Origin of the sequence: Gardnerella sp. KA00243, from assembly GCF_049244105.1 — a bacterium.
GTDB lineage: Bacteria > Actinomycetota > Actinomycetes > Actinomycetales > Bifidobacteriaceae > Bifidobacterium > Bifidobacterium leopoldii.
Window position 1 is genome coordinate 119,612 of record NZ_CP058375.1, and the last position, 16,652, is coordinate 136,263.

A 16,652-nucleotide genomic window follows, 5' to 3' on the forward strand; every position below is an offset into this window, starting at 1 on the left:
AGGTAATACCGCCTTCAGAAAAAATCATAGGAGGTAATTTTATGAATGAATTACAAGTATTTAAGAATGTAGAGCTTGGCTCTGTTCGCACAACAGTAGTAGATGGTATCCCATATTTCGTGGGCAAGGACGTGGCTGAGATTCTTGGTTATCGTGATACATCTGATGCACTGAAAAGGCATGTAGATGAAGATGATAAGCTGACTCGGTGTTTCACCGACTCAGGTCAGAACCGAGAAATGTATGTTATTAACGAGTCTGGTTTATACAGTCTTATTCTTAGAAGTCAGCTACCTAAAGCGTGTCAGTTTAAACGATGGGTTACATCACAGGTTCTTCCAAGTATCCGTAAGCACGGCATGTATGCGACAGATGAGCTTATCAACAATCCTGATATGGCTATCGCTGTTTTTAACGCATTGAAAGAAGAGCGTTCTAAAAGAGAAGCGTTAGAGCTTACGACTGCTGTGCAAAAACAGCAGATAGCTGAGCTTAAGCCAAAAGCCAGCTATTACGATGTTGTGCTTAAATGCAAAGACATAATCTCTATGCGTGTGATTGCAAAAGATTATGGCAAGTCAGCACAGTGGATGAATAACTTTTTGCATGAACTCGGTGTGCAGTATAAGCAGTCTGATATTTGGCTTTTATATCAAAAGTATGCCAATCAGGAATATACGAAATCTCGCACAAATACATACGAGGATTCTAATGGTGTTACACACTCAAAAATGCATACTTATTGGACTCAGAAAGGCAGGCTTTTCATCTATCACCTCATGACACAACACGGTATCTACCCGTTGATTGAACAGGAGGCTAAAGATGAGTAAGTCTTATAAAAAACATTTAGAAACGACACCGAATTTTAAGCCTATCGTCTACATCTGTGCTCCCTACCGTGGAGATAAAGAAAGAAACGTGAGTTACGCTATCCGGTGTGCGGCTTACGCGTATTCACGCGGAGCAATCCCTATCACTCCACACCTGCTTTTCCCGTTTATGAATGATGAGAATCAAAAGCATAGAGGGGATGCGATGTTTATGGACATTATCCTCTTAGGCAAGTGCAACGAACTGTGGGTGTTCGGAGAAAAAATCACAGGCGGCATGCAAGTAGAAATCAATCTGGCAGAAAAACGCAGGCAGCCGATTAAGTATTTTACGGATAAGGATTTAGGGGGTGAATGTTGATGCTTGAATGCAAAATTTATACAGCTTCCTGTGTGGGAAACAGTAGTAACTGCTTGTATCCTAGCGAAATAAAAGTCTGTGATCGAGATAGCTTTAATAAGGCTATCTCTTTTGACCATGTCACAGCACAATTTACTAACAGTTATAGGTCTAAAGATAATTTTCTCTCATCTACCTGTATTCCGATGGACTGTGATAACGACCATTCTGATGTTGGTAAAGACTGGGTGACGCCTTTTGATGTTGCTTTAGCGTTTCCGAACGTGTGCTTTTACGCGTCTTATAGTAGAAACCACATGAAAGACAAGCATGGGAAGTGTGCAAGACCACGTTTTCACGTTTATTTTCCAATTGAAGAAGTAAGCGATGCTAAAGCTTATGTAGAGCTTAAAACAAGGATTCAATCAGTATTCCCGTATTTTGACAGTAACGCTCTTGATGCGGCACGTTTTCTCTACGGTGTTAAAACTCCACAGGTAGAACTTTACGATGGTGAAAAAACAGTCACTGATTTTCTCTCGGAAGAAGATTTCAGTGAATTTGATGCAGGAACAGAAGAAATACCATCAGGGCAGAGAAACTCTAGGCTTAGTCATATCGCAGGAAAACTCATCAAACGTTATGGGGCGACAGATGAAGCACATGAGAAGTTTTTGAGTGAAGCAGAACGGTGTAATCCTCCTTTGCCTGACGCAGAATTATCTAAAATCTGGTATTCGGCTAAAAAGTTCGGGCTTAAAGTAGCAAGTCAAGAAGGTTATATTCCGCCTAGCGAGTATGGCAAAAGCTATGAGGAGTATAAGCCGGATGATTTAACAGATATTGCGATGGCTGAGGTTTTTGCCAAACATAACAAGAATAAGGCTGTTTATACGATGTCTGCCGGCTGGCTTTACTGGACGGGCAAGAAGTGGGAAGCGTCTGAGCTTAAAGTTATGAAACTTTACATGCTTATTGCTAAAAAGGTTTTGAAAAATGCTGGTATCGAGTTTAAGACAGCTTACGAAGAGTTCGTTCAAGCCGAATCATCAGGTGATAAAGAGCAGGCGGATAAAGCAAAGAGTGAAGTGAATCAGGCAAAACAGTATCTTTCGTTTGCTAAGAAGATGAATGATCACAGTAAAGTGTCCGGGATATTAAAGCTTGCTAAATCCATGCTGGAAGTTGCAAACGAAGGACTGGATCGTGATGCTTTCATTCTAAACACGCCTTGCGGAATCGTGGATTTAAAGACTGGAGAGCTAAAAGCACATGATCCGTGTTCGTACTGTACGAAAATGACCGCTGTTTGCCCTTCACGGGAGAACATGGGATTGTGGCAGACAACGCTTGATATGGTTACCGCAGGTGATAAAGAGTTTCAGACATTTCTTCAAAGCCATGCGGGTAGTACGCTTATAGGTCAAGTGTTTGAAGAATCGCTTTTGCTGGTGTACGGGTCAGGTGGCAACGGTAAGTCGACCGTGTTTAACGCGGAAGCACATGTGCTTGGAGATTATGCGGGGAAAATACCTGCGGAGTCTTTAACCACTCGGGCTAAAAACGTGAAAGTGGATTTAGCGGAGCTTTGCGGTAAAAGGTTTATTCTTGCCTCGGAAACTGAGGAAGGGCAAAGGCTTTCTATTTCCATGCTGAAACAGATAGCAAGCGTGGATGATATTTCAGCTGAGAGGAAATATTATGCTCCTTTTACGTTTACGCCAAGCCACTCAACTATTCTCTACACGAACCATCTGCCGAAAGTCGGTTCGAACGATAAGGGAACGTGGCGGAGAATCTTTGTCGCACCGTTTACGAAAGAAATCAAGAATCCGAAAACAGACTATGTTGATGAACTTTTGCAAAAAGCAGGTGGGGCAATACTTCAATGGATGATTGAAGGAGCCAAGCTTTATATCCAAAACAGTTATAAATTCCCTACTTGTAAGGTGGTAGAGCAGGCTAAGGACGCTTATCGGGCTGAAAACGACTGGATAGGCCATTTCATCACTGATTATTGCATTAAGGGCGTGAATGAAACGGAGATGAGTAGGAGTCTTTACTTGTCTTACCGCCAGTGGGCAAACCTTAACGGTGAATATGTTAGAAACGATAGGGATTTTTCTAAGGCTTTACTGTTAGCGGGTTATAGCAAAAAACGGACGGGTAAGGGCTACCAGTGGTGTGGGCTTTCCATTAATCCGAATTTGCAGGCACAGGAGGATTTTCTTTGATGTAAAGCACGGTAAAACTGAAAGATACTTCCTGAAAAATGTATTGGCGTGTAGGCAAATGTTTTACGTGGTAAAAACTGGGTTCAGAGAAAAATGTTCTATAGGATTTTTTCATACACGAAAATAGGCGTTGCCTACACGCTACCATGCACGTTTTCAAGAAAGAAAAGCCTGATAAATAGGGGTTTTGTATTGTAGTGTACCCTTTTTCTTTACTTTTTATATAAGAAGAAAAAATAAAAGAAATATAAGTGTATATAGAGAAAAGTAAAAGATGGGTCTAAAGCATACATGGCTACACAAATAACATTCGCCTGATGTAAACGGGCAAAACCAACGAATGAAACAACTCTATTCAATAAATGAAAAATAAGATTTGAGAAAGGTGGAATAAACCATGATTAACAAAAATGAGAGAACAGTAGAAACCTACAAGCAAGCAGGAGCAGCAATGCGACTGACTAAGAGTCTGATTGACCAATTAGTGGTTGATATTAGCCCGGTGCTTTTAGTGAAAGATCAAGACAGACTGTTAAAAGCCATGAACATGATTGATGAAGTATCTTCGCATGCTGAGGACAATATGTTCAAAGATCACCCACAGTTAAGCAATCACTATATTGACGTGTTTTATGGCGATGTTTCTGATGAGCCGAGAAACGAAGTTGATAAGAAAATCATTGAGATGGCAAAAGAGGTGTCTGATGGGCTTTTTAAGAGAAAAGGAAACTGAGCGAAAACTCGTCCGTGATGTTAAAGCTGCTGGAGGCATGGCTATAAAGCTTACGAGTCCTTCTGTTGACGGGCTTCCAGACAGGCTGGTTTTACTAAACAGTGGAAAGATTGGTTTTGTCGAGCTTAAAGCACCAGGTAAAAAGCCTAGAGTCTTACAGGTGAAACGGATGAAAGACTTACAGGATTTAGGTTTTAAGGTTTTCGTGGTTGATGAGAAAAGTCAGATTGGAGGTGTGATTGATGCGATACGAGCCACATGAGTATCAAAAGTATGCGACTGATTTTATTATCACACACCCGGTTTCAGCGGTTTTGCTTGAAATGGGACTTGGTAAGAGTGTGATAAGTCTTACAGCGGTTAACGACTTGATGCTTGACTCTTTTGATGTTTCCAGGACTCTGGTTATCGCTCCTCTTAGGGTTGCGAACGCTACGTGGCCTTTAGAGTTAGAAAAGTGGGAGCATTTAAAACACCTTACTTATTCTGTTGTGACGGGCAGTGAGAAGGAGCGGATTCAAGCACTAAAAACGCCTGCTCACGTTTATATTATTAACCGTGAAAACGTGGAGTGGCTGATAATGAAAAGCGGCCTGCCGTTTAATTTTGACATGGTTGTGATAGATGAGCTTTCAAGTTTTAAATCGTATCAGGCGAAACGTTTTAAAGCATTACTGAAGGCTAGGCCGAAAGTTAAAAGGATTGTAGGTCTTACGGGAACTCCTTCTTCTAACGGGCTTATGGATTTGTGGGCTGAGTTTAGGCTGCTTGATATGGGTCAAAGGCTAGGTCGCTATATTACGTATTATCGGCAGAACTTTTTTGATCCTGATAAGCGTAACCAGCACATGGTTTTTTCTTATAAGCCTAAAGATGGTGCTGAGAGTTTGATCTATAAGCAGATAGCTGATATTACGATTTCGATGAAGTCGAAAGACTATTTGAAAATGCCTGCGTGTGTGATAAACGAGGTGAAAGTAGAGTTATCTGGTAAGGAGCGAAAACTTTATGATGAGCTGAAACAGGATATGGTGGTGTCGTTGGAGGGTAAAGAGGTTGATGCGATTAACGCAGCGTCTCTTTCAAATAAGCTTCTTCAAATGGCAGGCGGCGCGGTTTATAACGAGAAAAAAGAAAGCGTTCATATTCATGATCGTAAGCTTGATGCTTTAGAGGATTTAATCGAGGCTGCTAACGGTAAACCGGTGCTTGTAGCTTACTGGTTTAAGCATGATCTTGAGCGGATTAAGAATCGTTTTAACGTGCGTGAGATTAAAACGGGTGCTGATATTGCTGACTGGAATGCCGGCATGATTCCTGTGGCGTTGATTCACCCGGCTTCTGCAGGTCATGGTCTTAACCTACAGGCTGGCGGTTCAACTCTTATCTGGTTTTCTCTGACTTGGAGTTTGGAACTTTACCAGCAGGCGAACGCTAGACTTAACCGTCAGGGTCAAACCGGCACGGTTGTAATCCATCACATTATCACTAAGGACACGATTGATGAGGATGTGATGAGGGCTTTAAGCATGAAGGCTAAAGTGCAGGATGCTTTAATCGAGTCGGTTAAAGCAAGACTATCAATTAATGAAGTGAGGGAAAGGGGTTCTAGAGAGAACTTACCTCAAAATGGAGGTAAGAATGAACAAAAAAGAATACTTACGGCAAGCCTATCTTCTTGATAAGCGGATTAAGGCTGACATGGATGAGGTAGTAAGACTGCGTGAGCTTGCTACAAGTGTTTCTTCATTAAGATACGACCGAGAGTATGTGCAGACGACTCGAAGCGTGGAAGCTCCGTTTGTGAAAGCTCTTATAAGGGTTATGGATTTAGAAGCAAAGATTAACATGGAGATCACGCTGCTTATCAGTTTGAAAGAGCAGATTTTGGATGTGATTTCTAAACTTGAAAGCGTGGATGAGCAGATGATTTTACGCTACCGTTACATGAGTAACATGACGTGGGAGGATATTGGTAAAGAACTCCATGCAGGTGTCAGAACAGTTATCAGATGGCATGGTAATGCGTTAGAGCATCTTGTTTTTCCTGAAAACCCTATTCGAATCTAAAAATTGAGAAAAGTTGGCATGCTTTGGCATGGTTTGGCATGAGATGGCACTGCCTCCTATATGGTATTATAAACTTAGCAAAAACTGTAAATACTAAGCCTTGAAAGAGTAATCTTTCAGGGCTTTTTTCATGCCCGAGGGAGGATAAGTCTTGCCAAGAAAACCTAAAAGACCGTGTTCTTATCAAGGCTGTCCGAATCTAACTGACGGCAGGTTTTGCGAGGAACACTTAAAACAAGAGAACCGACGCTACGAAAAATACGAGCGTCCTTATGATGCTCACAAGCGTTACGGCAGAGCATGGCAGAAAATAAGGGACTCTTATGTGAAAGAGCATCCTTTCTGTGAGCTTTGCTTTAAGAACCATATGCTTGTTCCTGTTGAGCAGGTTCATCATATTAAACCGATTGCTGAAGGCGGAACGCATGAGAGGAATAATCTTATTTCTCTATGCAAATCCTGTCACTCTAAAATTCACGCTAAGCGTGGAGATCGCTGGCATAACAAATAACCCACCCCCTAGGGGGGTTTAAATCTCTACGAGCCTACCCCATGGGGAACGGGCGCAGGGTATTTTGCGTAAAAACAGCGTATTCAAAAGGGTAATAGGCAAAATCAGACACGAAATTTTTTAGTAGTTAAAACTCACGTGGGAAGGAGGCGGAAAGTTTGCCTACAAAATCAAATAATATCGGCGGTCGTGGCGGCAGACGCGTGGGTGCCGGGCGGAAAAAGAAAGCGGTTGTTGAAAAAGCGAGTGAAGGAAACCCTGGTGGCAGGCCTTTAAGCGTTCTTGATATTCCGGAGCTTGAAGGTGCTGAAATGCCTCAGCCTCACGAGTTTTTATCCGCCACGCAAAAAGACGGTACTCAGCTTCAGGCTAGAGAAATTTATGCTGAAACGTGGAAGTGGCTAAAAGACATTGGTGTTAGCAGTAAAGTCCCGTCTCCTCTTATTGAACGGTATGCGATGAGCTGTGCTCGTTGGATTCAATGCGAGGAAGTAACCAGTAAACTCGGGTTTCTTTCCAAGCATCCGACTACGGGTAAACCGATACCATCGCCTTTTATCAACATTGGTATTAACTACATGAATCAGGCGGTCAGGCTTTGGAATGAGATTTTCCAAATTGTGAAAGAAAACTGTTCGACTGAGTTTGATGGCGTTTCACCTCAAAACGATTTAATGGAACGCCTGCTTATTACACGTAAAAACATATAAGGAGAAAAAATTATGATAGAAAAAGTAAATCCAAGTCACCCGGACAAGATTGCGGATCGTATTGCTGGAGCAATTGTTGATCTGGCTTACAAGCTGGATGAGAATCCGAAGATTGCTGTTGAAGTGATGCTCGGGCATGGTAAGTGTGCCGTGTGTATTGAAAGCACGGTGATGTTTAAGTTTAAGGATATTAAAAATATTATCCACCGTTTAAGCCCTGGGAAAGTAAAGATTGATATTACGGTTGTGCCGCAGGATAAGCATTTAAGCCGAAACCAAAACGGTATGGTCCGTTGCGGTGATAACGGGATTTTTAAAGGCGTACCATTAACAGACGAGCAGAAGAAGCTTTCTGCTATTGCTCGAAAGGTTTATGAAAAGTATCCGTATGACGGCAAGTATGTTCTTGATGGTGAAAAGCTTATCATCTGCCAGTCTCACGCTAAACGAGAAGACTTATTGAAAGAGTATCCGAGTGCGTTTGTTAATCCTTTAGGTGACTGGACGGGTGGTATCAGCGTGGATACGGGAGCGGTTAACCGAAAACTCGGCTCAGACATGGCTGATGCTGTTACGGGTGGCGGTCTTCATGGTAAGGATCTTACGAAAGCTGACGTGTCGGTTAATATTTACGCGTTTTTGAAAGCGCAGGAAACCGGCCGGGTGGTTGAGTTTTCTTGCGCTATCGGGGATGAAATGGTTGATGGTAAACCGTATGCGCAGATTGTGAAAATTGCGAAAGATTATATTGACTCGGTGGGTGGTTTTGAAAAGCTGGCTTGCTGGGGTCTTTTCTAACGGGAGGAAAGCTTATGGAAAAAGAAATGCAGTATTATTTGGCTGACGTAAGTGAGCTTATTCCGTATGTGAGAAACGCTCGCACTCACTCTGAGGCGCAGGTAGCTCAGATAGCGGCAAGTATTCGCGAGTTTGGTTTTCTATCCCCGATTCTAGTGGCGGAGGATAATACGATTCTTGCAGGGCATGGCAGGCTTGCCGCGGCATTAAAACTGGGTCTTAAAAAAGTTCCGTGTGTGAAAGAAAATCATTTAACTGAAACACAAAAGCGTGCTTATATTATTGCGGATAATAAGCTTTCACTTAACGCAGGATGGGATAGTGAGCTATTGGCTGTTGAGTTGTCGGAGCTTGAAGGAGCTGATTTTAATCTTGATCTTCTCGGGTTTGACGAGGCGGAGCTTTCCAGTATTTTTGATGCTGATAAAGACGTGAGTGATGATGATTTTGATGTTGAAAAAGAATTGGAAGAACCGTGTTTTTCTAAAACGGGTGACATGTGGACGCTTGGTAAGCATCGTGTTATTTGCGGTGATGCTACTAAGTTAGAAACATTTAAGACGCTTCTTGAGGATACTAAAGTGAATCTGGTGGTTACTGATCCGCCTTATAACGTGAACTATGAGGGTTCTGCTGGGAAAATTAAAAACGATAATATGGAGGATGATAAGTTTTACCAGTTTCTTTTCAACTCGTTCGTGAACATGGAGCAGGCGATGGCAGATGATGCGTCTATCTACGTGTTTCATGCTGACACGGAGGGTTTGAATTTTAGAAAAGCATTCCAGGATGCGGGGTTTTATCTTTCAGGTTGTTGTATTTGGAAGAAACCGTCTCTGGTGTTGGGTAGAAGCCCTTACCAGTGGCAGCATGAGCCGTGTTTGTATGGGTGGAAGAAAAAAGGTAAACACAAGTGGTATGCGGGTAGGAAAGAAACTTCAGTTTGGGAGTTTGAAAAGTCTAAGAAAAACGCTGATCATCCAACCATGAAACCAATAGCTCTTTTAGCGTATCCGATTAAAAACTCGAGTATGACGAACTCGCTTGTGTTAGATCCGTTTGCTGGAAGTGGTAGCACGCTTATAGCCTGCGAGCAGACTGGTAGAGTCTGCTACGCTATCGAGCTTGACGAGAAATATTGTGACGTGATTGTGAAACGTTATATTGAGCAGGTTGGAAATGATAAGAGTGTGAAAGTTTTAAGAGGCGGTAAAGAATACTCGTTTACTGAAGTATGTGCTAACGAGTAAGACTCGTATTTTATATGAAAAATAGTTTGCGACCGCTTGCTATAAACCTTCTTTAGAGTGATTTATATATGTACCCGAAAAAATCTAAAGGAGGAAAAATGGAATTAAAATACGGGTTAAAAGGAAAAGATAGGCAGCCGCTTATTAAAGCTATAGAGGATTCTACGGGAGTAAAGGCTGTTTACTTAAAAACTCCGAGTATGTCTTACAGGATAGGTGTTTTCAACATTAGTAAAGATGGTACGGTCACGTGTAGTAGTGAAGAAAATTTAGATGATTTAAAAAACATGTTAGATGCTGACTATGGTATAAGTCTTCCAGTCTGCGCGTGTGATGGTACGCAATGTTTTAGTGTTGAGTTTCCTAAAGATAAGGCTGATGTGGTAAAGCTTAGGAAAATTCTTGATAATAAGGGTGATCTTATTAAAAAAGCGTTAGGAGTGAACAGTCTTAATATTAAGGAAGAAGATGATAAGCTTATTTTTCCTTGGTTTGAGCAGGCTAACCAACCAGGCTTGGCATCCTATGCGAAGTTTATAAACAGTCTTTGTAAAATGAGCGTGGAAATTAAACGCGTTAATAATAGTAAGCGTGAGCCGGTTAACGATAAGTATGCTTTCAGATGTTTTCTTCTTAGACTCGGGTTTATAGGAGATGAGTTTAAACAAGACAGGAAAATTATGCTTTCCCGTTTAGAAGGGTCCTGTGCTTTTAGAAACGGGGGTGAGCGTAATGCTGTATTCGAGTGAAGACCAGGCGTACGAGTTGAGTGAAGATTATTCTACAGGTTCTTTGGTTGAAGAAATTTTCGCGATTTTAGAGCAAGAGAACGAGGTTTTTGTAAAAGCATGTTTGACTGTAGTAGATGATTTTTGGGTGATGATTATTTCCGCATGATTTTAGAAACATTTTAACGGTTTTTAAGAGTAAAAAAATTAGCGAAAACTGGTGGGGAAAAACGTGTAAATCCCCGGTGTTTCTTGGCTTAAAAGCTTGCTATTGCGCTCTTTTAGAGTGATATATAGTATCAGCAAAAAGCACAGAAACAAAGGAGAAACTCATGAAAAAAGAAATTTTACAAAACCTCGCAAACGAAGTTAAAATATGCAGACGCTACGCGCTAAACGCGGTCAAAAAAGCTGAAGAAGGGAAAATTAGTTCGGCTATCAGCATGCTCGACGTTGCGCAAACAGCAAAAACCTGCGCCAGTAAAGCTCACGAGGAGCTTTGGAAGGTAAGCGGAGGAAAACTAAACGATACGGAGTTTGAACTGTTTGCGGATGCTGAAACCTTGGACAAGGATATTCAAAAAGCTTATCAAGCGATTCAACAAGCAAGAAGCTAAAAGAAAGGGGGATAGTCAGCCATAGGGTTGGAAGGCTGGAGAAAAATCGTGGAATTATCCGCGATTTTTTCTCGTTTACGGCTTGCTATTGCGTGCTTTTAGAGTGATATATAGTACTAGCAAAAAACACAGAAACAAAGGAGCAAAACCATGTGGGAACAAGATACGCTTAAAGTAGAAAATCAGGTTGTAAGCTACAGTATGAAGGTTTTTGAAGAGCCAAGCGAATATGGGATTAACCAGGGGCGAATTTCCAAGCTTACTTTGAAAAACAATAACAAGGTTATCGCAAACTATGATAGAGGCTGGGATATTATGCCAACAGGCAAGCTTGCAAACGAGGCTTTAGAAATGATCCTTGACGCTAGAAACTAAAGAGTAAAAACTTTAAGTTTAGTTAAAAGTAGCAGGGCTTTTTTAGGCCCTGTTTCTCGTAGGAAAGATAAGAAATGATGTGGACGCAAGTAAGCGTCTTTTTTTATGCCTAAAGAAAGGAGGAGCTTAAGTTGGAAAAATACGAGGTTACTAAGTTTAAAAAAGAAGATTCAACGTATAGTAAGGATTTAGCGGATTATGCCGTGAGTTTTATCGAATGTTTAACACACACGAAGGGAACGTGGGCTGGTAAGCCTTTTAAGCTCCTTGACTGGCAGGAGCAGATTATTAGGGACTTGTTTGGCGTGGTGAAACCGAATGGTTACCGTCAGTTTAATACTGCTTATATTGAGATACCTAAGAAGATGGGTAAAAGTGAGCTTGCCGCGGCAGTGGCACTGCTTTTGTGCTGTGGGGATAATGAGGAGCGTGCGGAAGTTTATGGTTGTGCGGCGGACCGTCAGCAGGCAACGATCGTGTTTGATGTGGCGGCTGACATGGTTAGAATGTGTCCGGCTCTTAATCGTAGGGTTAAAATTTTAGCTTCGCAAAAACGTATTATTTTCCTACCAACTAACAGTTTCTACCAGGTTTTATCGGCTGAAGCTTACTCTAAACACGGGTTTAACATTCACGGTGTCGTGTTTGATGAGCTTCACACGCAGCCTAACCGTAAACTTTTTGACGTGATGACTAAAGGCTCCGGGGATGCTCGCATGCAGCCACTGTATTTTCTGATTACCACGGCTGGTACGGATACGCATTCGATCTGCTATGAGACTCATCAGAAAGCAGTGGATATTCTCGAGGGTAGGAAAATTGATCCAACTTTTTACCCAGTGATTTATGGTGCAAAAGATTCGGATGATTGGACTGATCCGAAGGTGTGGAAGAAAGCTAATCCTTCTCTTGGGGTGACGGTTCAAATGGAGAAAGTTAAGGCTGCTTTCGAGTCCGCTCGCCAGAATCCTGGTGAAGAGAATGCTTTCCGTCAGCTTCGTCTTAACCAGTGGGTGAAACAGTCTATTCGTTGGATGCCGATGGAAAAATGGGATGCTTGCGGTTTTCAGGTGAATGAGGAAGAACTCGAGGGCAGGGTCTGCTACGGGGGTCTTGACCTTTCAAGCACCACTGATCTTACGGCTTTTTCGCTTGTGTTTCCGCCTTTAGATGAGTCGGATAAGTTTCGTATCCTACCTTATTTTTGGGTGCCTGAAGAAACCTTGGATATGCGCGTGAAACGAGACCACGTGCCGTATGACGTGTGGGAAAAACAAGGGTTTATTAAAACTACGGAAGGAAACGTTGTTCACTATGGGTTTATTGAAAAATTCATCGAAACTTTAGGCGAACGTTTCAATATTCGTGAGATTGCTTTCGACCGTTGGGGCGCGGTACAAATGGTGCAAAACCTTGAAAACATGGGGTTTACCGTGGTCCCGTTCGGACAGGGATTCAAGGATATGAGTCCGCCTACCAAGGAGCTTATGAAGCTTACACTCGAGCAGAAAATCGCACACTCTGGGCATCCGGTGCTTCGCTGGAACATGGACAACATATTTATTAGGACAGATCCTGCAGGAAACATTAAGGCAGATAAGGAAAAATCAACCGAGAAAATTGATGGTGCTATCGCCACCATCATGGCACTTGACCGTGCTATCAGATGCGGTAACGCGAACACGGAGAGCGTGTATGACGCTCGAGGAATCCTATTCATGTAAGGAGGTGGGTCATGAATATTTTTAGTAAGATTTTTAAGAGTAGAGATAAGCCGGAGAATCGTTTCAACTTGAATGCTCAAAGGTTTATTAGTGGCATGTCTTCTTCTGGTAAGAGGGTGAATGAGCGTTCGGCGATGCAGATGACGGCTGTCTACTCGTGTGTGCGTATTTTGTCTGAAGCGGTGGCTAGTCTGCCGCTTCACGTGTATGAGCGGACGAGTACGGGTACGGCTAAAGCTGTTAAACATCCTTTGTATAAGGTGCTTCATGATGAGCCGAATCTTGAAATGACAAGCTTCGTGTTTAGAGAAACATTGATGACGCATCTACTGTTATGGGGTAATGCTTACGCGCAGATTATTCGAAACGGTAAAGGCGAGGTTTTAGGCTTATACCCTTTAATGCCTGATCGTATGAGAGTTGACCGGGATGAGAGTGGTCAAATTTTTTACGAGTATACGTTAAATGATAGTGATGTTTTAGCGGGTAAAGAAACGAGTGTGAAACTTAAACCTTTTGACGTGCTTCATATTCCCGGTCTTGGTTTTGACGGTCTTGTTGGCTATTCGCCTATTGCGATGGCAAAAAACGCTATCGGTATGGCGATAGCTACGGAAGAGTATGGTGCATCGTTTTTCGCTAACGGTGCTACACCAAGCGGAATCTTGGAATACCCCGGAACAGTAAAAGATCCGTCTGGTATGAGGGATAGTTGGAATAAGGGGTTCTCGGGTTCTAACTCGCATAAGATAGCGATTTTAGAGGAAGGCATGAAGTATACGCCTATTTCTATTTCGCCTAACGAAGCACAGTTTCTTGAAACTCGTAAGTTTCAGATTAACGAGATCGCTCGTATTTTTAGAGTCCCACCACACATGGTTGGTGATCTGGAAAAATCAAGTTTTTCTAATATTGAGCAGCAGTCGCTGGAGTTTGTGAAATACACGCTTGATCCTTGGGTGGCGCGTTTTGAACAGTCTATTACGAGGCGGCTTTTTACTGATAAGGAGAAAGAAACCTATTATGTGAAGTTTAACGTGGATGGTCTTCTTCGAGGAGACTATCAGAGTCGTATGAATGGTTATGCTACCGCTCGTCAAAACGGTTGGATGAGCGCAAACGATATTAGACAGTTAGAAAACTTGGATAAGATTCCCGCCTGTGAGGGTGGTGACTTGTATTTGATTAACGGTAACATGCTCCCGCTTAACCGTGCTGGAGCGTTCACTGTAATTGGTAGAAATAAGTTAGGTGATTAAGATGAATTTGTGTCTTGATAATATTAATATAACATGTTATATTAACATTATTATAGTATAACTGTTTAGACAGTGGATGAATCATTTAGGCAACGAAGACATAACGAATTATCTTAACGTTAAGCGAAAAATAGAATTTAATCTCTATGGATACTTAGCTAAGATAATATCCTACACTATGAGAGTATACAACAAATTAATAATAGCAGAAAGGATGGAATAATTTATGTGACATTATAAAAAAATCATAAAATGTACAAGAATAGTGATCATTCGAGATAAAATCTGATTAATCTCAATCTTAGTTAAAGATGTTGTTTTTAAGGAGGTGCTTACAAATGATTAGAAAAAGAAAGATGTTATAAGCAATAACCACTTATGTAATGGTTGTTGGAATGTTGTTTTTCACATCCAATTCTGTTGCTTATGCGTATACTTTATCTCAACCAAAATCGTTTTATGATAGTATTTCATGGACATGGTTTTATAGCGATAAGGCTACGCCAGCATATAATTGTCTAGGATTTGCAACTGGTAGTATGACGTACGAATGGCCTAGTGACTTTGGTGATGATGGTGCTACTAAAGCGCAATTGGATAATTATCTGGCAAAGAAAGGTTATAGACCTTATAAATATGATCCATTTATTCTAGCGTATGGTCATTCTCCTGATAAAATTGTTCATTTTGCAAAGGTTACTGGTCTTAAGTGGTGCCGTGCTAAATGGGGACAATTGGAGCTGTTTAACCATGGTAGTCATGATCCTTATTACCCTAATTCTGTTTATGGTTCTTTGCAACACAAATACACTGCGAATTAGAATTCTAGGAGGTGTAATACTATGTCTAAGAAAAAAATGTATATTTCGCTAGGAACTTTACTTTTATTGGTTCTATTTGTATTTACTGGAATTTTTATTATTGGAAATAATCCAGCATCAAAGAATAGTGGGAATATAGCTCATAAATTGATGCCAGTAAACGTAGCTTATGCTGAAACGTTAGATGATATAAAGGGATCCATGAATAAGTTGATGGTGGAATTAGAAACTGAGACGAAGACTAATCCACAAGTGGCTATGCAGGCACATCCAGGAAAGTTTATTAGGAATTCTAAAAACTATCAAAGAATATTGAAACTGGGACTGAAGGCAATTAAACCTCTTTACGATGCTATTTATGATAGTAGAGATGCTGGATGCTATGAATATATTCTAGCTATGGCTATTGAAGACATAACTGGCGAAAAGTTTGTTTACAATTCTGACTATGGTTGGAAAAATTCGTTAGAGTTTAGGATGGCTTATGACGAAAAAGTAAACAATACAAGGTTTAATGTTGAAAGAATCAGTAATAATGAAACTTTGAATGATCATGACCGAACTCAGAAATTTAAGGAATTAGGGATTTTTGCAGTTTCTGATTTAATTAAAGAGTATAGGAAAAGTGATTCCAAAGTTTCTAAACCATCGATATTAGAAGCTGTTAAGGGAATTACTAGTAAGTATAAAGAACTTGCAATAACGGAAAGAACTCCAACTGAGAGTATTCTAGATGAAACACAATTATTTGATTCTCTAGTTTCCTTAAATGGAAGAGCATACAAGTAAGGTGGATTATTTAACTGTAAAGCTAGTTCTTTAGGTATTATATGAGTGTTATACGAACATGAAGCGACCAAGAAAATCTTGGTCGCTTCTTTATATAAGAGAGGAGGAAAAAGGTAATGAGGAAGTTTTGGCAGTGGAAAAACCAAAAGGAAAACAATGAGACTAATGAGAATAATGAGATTTTTGAGAGGACACTGTTTCTTAACGGTACGATTGCTGAAGAATCATGGTTTGATGATGATATTACACCACAACTTTTTAAAGACGAGTTAAACGCTGGTAGTGGAAATATTACCGTGTGGATTAACTCACCTGGCGGCGATTGTGTGGCTGCGGCACAAATCTATAACATGCTCATGGATTACAAGGGTTGCGTGACGGTAAAGATTGACGGTATTGCAGCAAGTGCTGCCTCGGTTATTGCTATGGCTGGGACAAAGGTTTATATGAGCCCGGTGTCAATGCTTATGATTCATAATCCTATGACTGTTGCTTTTGGAAACAGAAGCGAAATGGAAAAAGCAATATCAATGCTTGATGAGGTCAAAGAGTCCATTATTAACGCTTACGAGATTAAAACAGGGCTTAACCGTGTGAAACTCTCGCATTTAATGGATTCGGAAACGTGGATGGATGCTAACAAGGCGGTAGAACTCGGGTTCGCGGACGGTGTTTTAACTAGAGGTGAAACCACTGATATTGGCATACCACAAGTTTCAACATTGTATTCAAAATTAAGCGTGCAAAACACGTTATTGGAAAAAATATCTAAAGCCTGCCGGATAAGCGGTAAGGAAACAAACAATATTAGTGCAGACGATCTTATGGATCGTCTTTTTTTAATCAAAAATTGGAGGTAA

General features: G+C 41.1%; 20 protein-coding genes. All 20 read left to right on the forward strand.

Annotated elements, in window-relative coordinates:
• Positions 1-41 precede the first annotated feature (41 nt).
• A complete protein-coding gene (locus HXT50_RS00475) occupies positions 42-833 on the forward strand; it encodes a phage antirepressor (RefSeq protein ID WP_065189430.1) in 792 nt (263 codons plus the stop codon).
• Positions 826-1,194 (forward strand): hypothetical protein, encoded by a 369-nt coding sequence (locus tag HXT50_RS00480; protein WP_421776870.1) that lies wholly within the window; start codon positions 826-828, stop codon positions 1,192-1,194. Before HXT50_RS00475 ends, HXT50_RS00480 begins: the two co-directional genes overlap by 8 nt.
• A complete protein-coding gene (locus tag HXT50_RS00485; protein ID WP_421776871.1) occupies positions 1,188-3,407 on the forward strand; it encodes a phage/plasmid primase, P4 family in 2,220 nt (739 codons plus the stop codon). Before HXT50_RS00480 ends, HXT50_RS00485 begins: the two co-directional genes overlap by 7 nt.
• Positions 3,408-3,804: 397 nt before the next feature.
• Positions 3,805-4,140 (forward strand): hypothetical protein, encoded by a 336-nt coding sequence (locus HXT50_RS00490; RefSeq protein ID WP_421776872.1) that lies wholly within the window; start codon positions 3,805-3,807, stop codon positions 4,138-4,140.
• The gene (locus HXT50_RS00495; protein ID WP_421776873.1) at positions 4,112-4,402 is read left to right on the forward strand and encodes a VRR-NUC domain-containing protein; all 291 of its coding nucleotides are present in this window, start codon (positions 4,112-4,114) and stop codon (positions 4,400-4,402) included. The genes HXT50_RS00490 and HXT50_RS00495 overlap by 29 nt, the downstream gene beginning before the upstream one ends.
• Entirely contained in the window at positions 4,383-5,822 is a 1,440-nt protein-coding gene (locus HXT50_RS00500; RefSeq protein ID WP_421776874.1) for an SNF2-related protein, read from the forward strand. The genes HXT50_RS00495 and HXT50_RS00500 overlap by 20 nt, the downstream gene beginning before the upstream one ends.
• On the forward strand, positions 5,782-6,210 hold the full coding sequence (locus HXT50_RS00505; RefSeq protein WP_421776875.1) for an RNA polymerase subunit sigma-70: 429 nt from the start codon (positions 5,782-5,784) through the stop codon (positions 6,208-6,210). The genes HXT50_RS00500 and HXT50_RS00505 overlap by 41 nt, the downstream gene beginning before the upstream one ends.
• Positions 6,211-6,361: 151 nt before the next feature.
• On the forward strand, positions 6,362-6,721 hold the full coding sequence (locus HXT50_RS00510) for an HNH endonuclease (RefSeq protein ID WP_410295943.1): 360 nt from the start codon (positions 6,362-6,364) through the stop codon (positions 6,719-6,721).
• A 158-nt stretch (positions 6,722-6,879) separates the two neighbouring features.
• On the forward strand, positions 6,880-7,431 hold the full coding sequence (locus HXT50_RS00515) for a terminase (RefSeq protein WP_421776876.1): 552 nt from the start codon (positions 6,880-6,882) through the stop codon (positions 7,429-7,431).
• A gap of 12 nt (positions 7,432-7,443) precedes the next feature.
• Positions 7,444-8,229 carry an S-adenosylmethionine synthetase N-terminal domain-containing protein gene (locus HXT50_RS00520; RefSeq protein ID WP_421776877.1) on the forward strand — a complete coding sequence of 262 codons (786 nt, stop codon included), beginning with the start codon at positions 7,444-7,446 and terminating at the stop codon, positions 8,227-8,229.
• 14 nt (positions 8,230-8,243) lie between these two features.
• The gene (locus HXT50_RS00525) at positions 8,244-9,479 is read left to right on the forward strand and encodes a site-specific DNA-methyltransferase (RefSeq protein WP_421776878.1); all 1,236 of its coding nucleotides are present in this window, start codon (positions 8,244-8,246) and stop codon (positions 9,477-9,479) included.
• A gap of 98 nt (positions 9,480-9,577) precedes the next feature.
• Entirely contained in the window at positions 9,578-10,228 is a 651-nt protein-coding gene (locus HXT50_RS00530) for a virulence protein (RefSeq protein ID WP_421776879.1), read from the forward strand.
• Complete coding sequence (locus HXT50_RS00535; RefSeq protein WP_421776880.1) at positions 10,212-10,376, forward strand: hypothetical protein; 165 nt, start codon at positions 10,212-10,214, stop codon at positions 10,374-10,376. Before HXT50_RS00530 ends, HXT50_RS00535 begins: the two co-directional genes overlap by 17 nt.
• A 163-nt stretch (positions 10,377-10,539) precedes the next feature.
• The gene (locus HXT50_RS00540) at positions 10,540-10,824 is read left to right on the forward strand and encodes a transcriptional regulator (RefSeq protein WP_421776881.1); all 285 of its coding nucleotides are present in this window, start codon (positions 10,540-10,542) and stop codon (positions 10,822-10,824) included.
• Positions 10,825-10,974: 150 nt separating this feature from the next.
• Complete coding sequence (locus HXT50_RS00545; protein ID WP_421776882.1) at positions 10,975-11,199, forward strand: DUF7678 domain-containing protein; 225 nt, start codon at positions 10,975-10,977, stop codon at positions 11,197-11,199.
• 131 nt (positions 11,200-11,330) lie between these two features.
• Positions 11,331-12,923 (forward strand): terminase large subunit, encoded by a 1,593-nt coding sequence (locus HXT50_RS00550; protein ID WP_421776883.1) that lies wholly within the window; start codon positions 11,331-11,333, stop codon positions 12,921-12,923.
• 11 nt (positions 12,924-12,934) lie between these two features.
• Entirely contained in the window at positions 12,935-14,182 is a 1,248-nt protein-coding gene (locus tag HXT50_RS00555) for a phage portal protein (protein ID WP_016815961.1), read from the forward strand.
• A 383-nt stretch (positions 14,183-14,565) separates the two neighbouring features.
• On the forward strand, positions 14,566-15,003 hold the full coding sequence (locus HXT50_RS00560; RefSeq protein WP_421776884.1) for a DUF7689 domain-containing protein: 438 nt from the start codon (positions 14,566-14,568) through the stop codon (positions 15,001-15,003).
• 21 nt (positions 15,004-15,024) lie between these two features.
• Positions 15,025-15,792, forward strand: a complete 768-nt coding sequence (locus HXT50_RS00565) for a hypothetical protein (RefSeq protein WP_004104990.1) — start codon at positions 15,025-15,027, stop codon at positions 15,790-15,792.
• A 116-nt stretch (positions 15,793-15,908) separates the two neighbouring features.
• Positions 15,909-16,652 (forward strand): head maturation protease, ClpP-related, encoded by a 744-nt coding sequence (locus HXT50_RS00570; RefSeq protein ID WP_103084279.1) that lies wholly within the window; start codon positions 15,909-15,911, stop codon positions 16,650-16,652.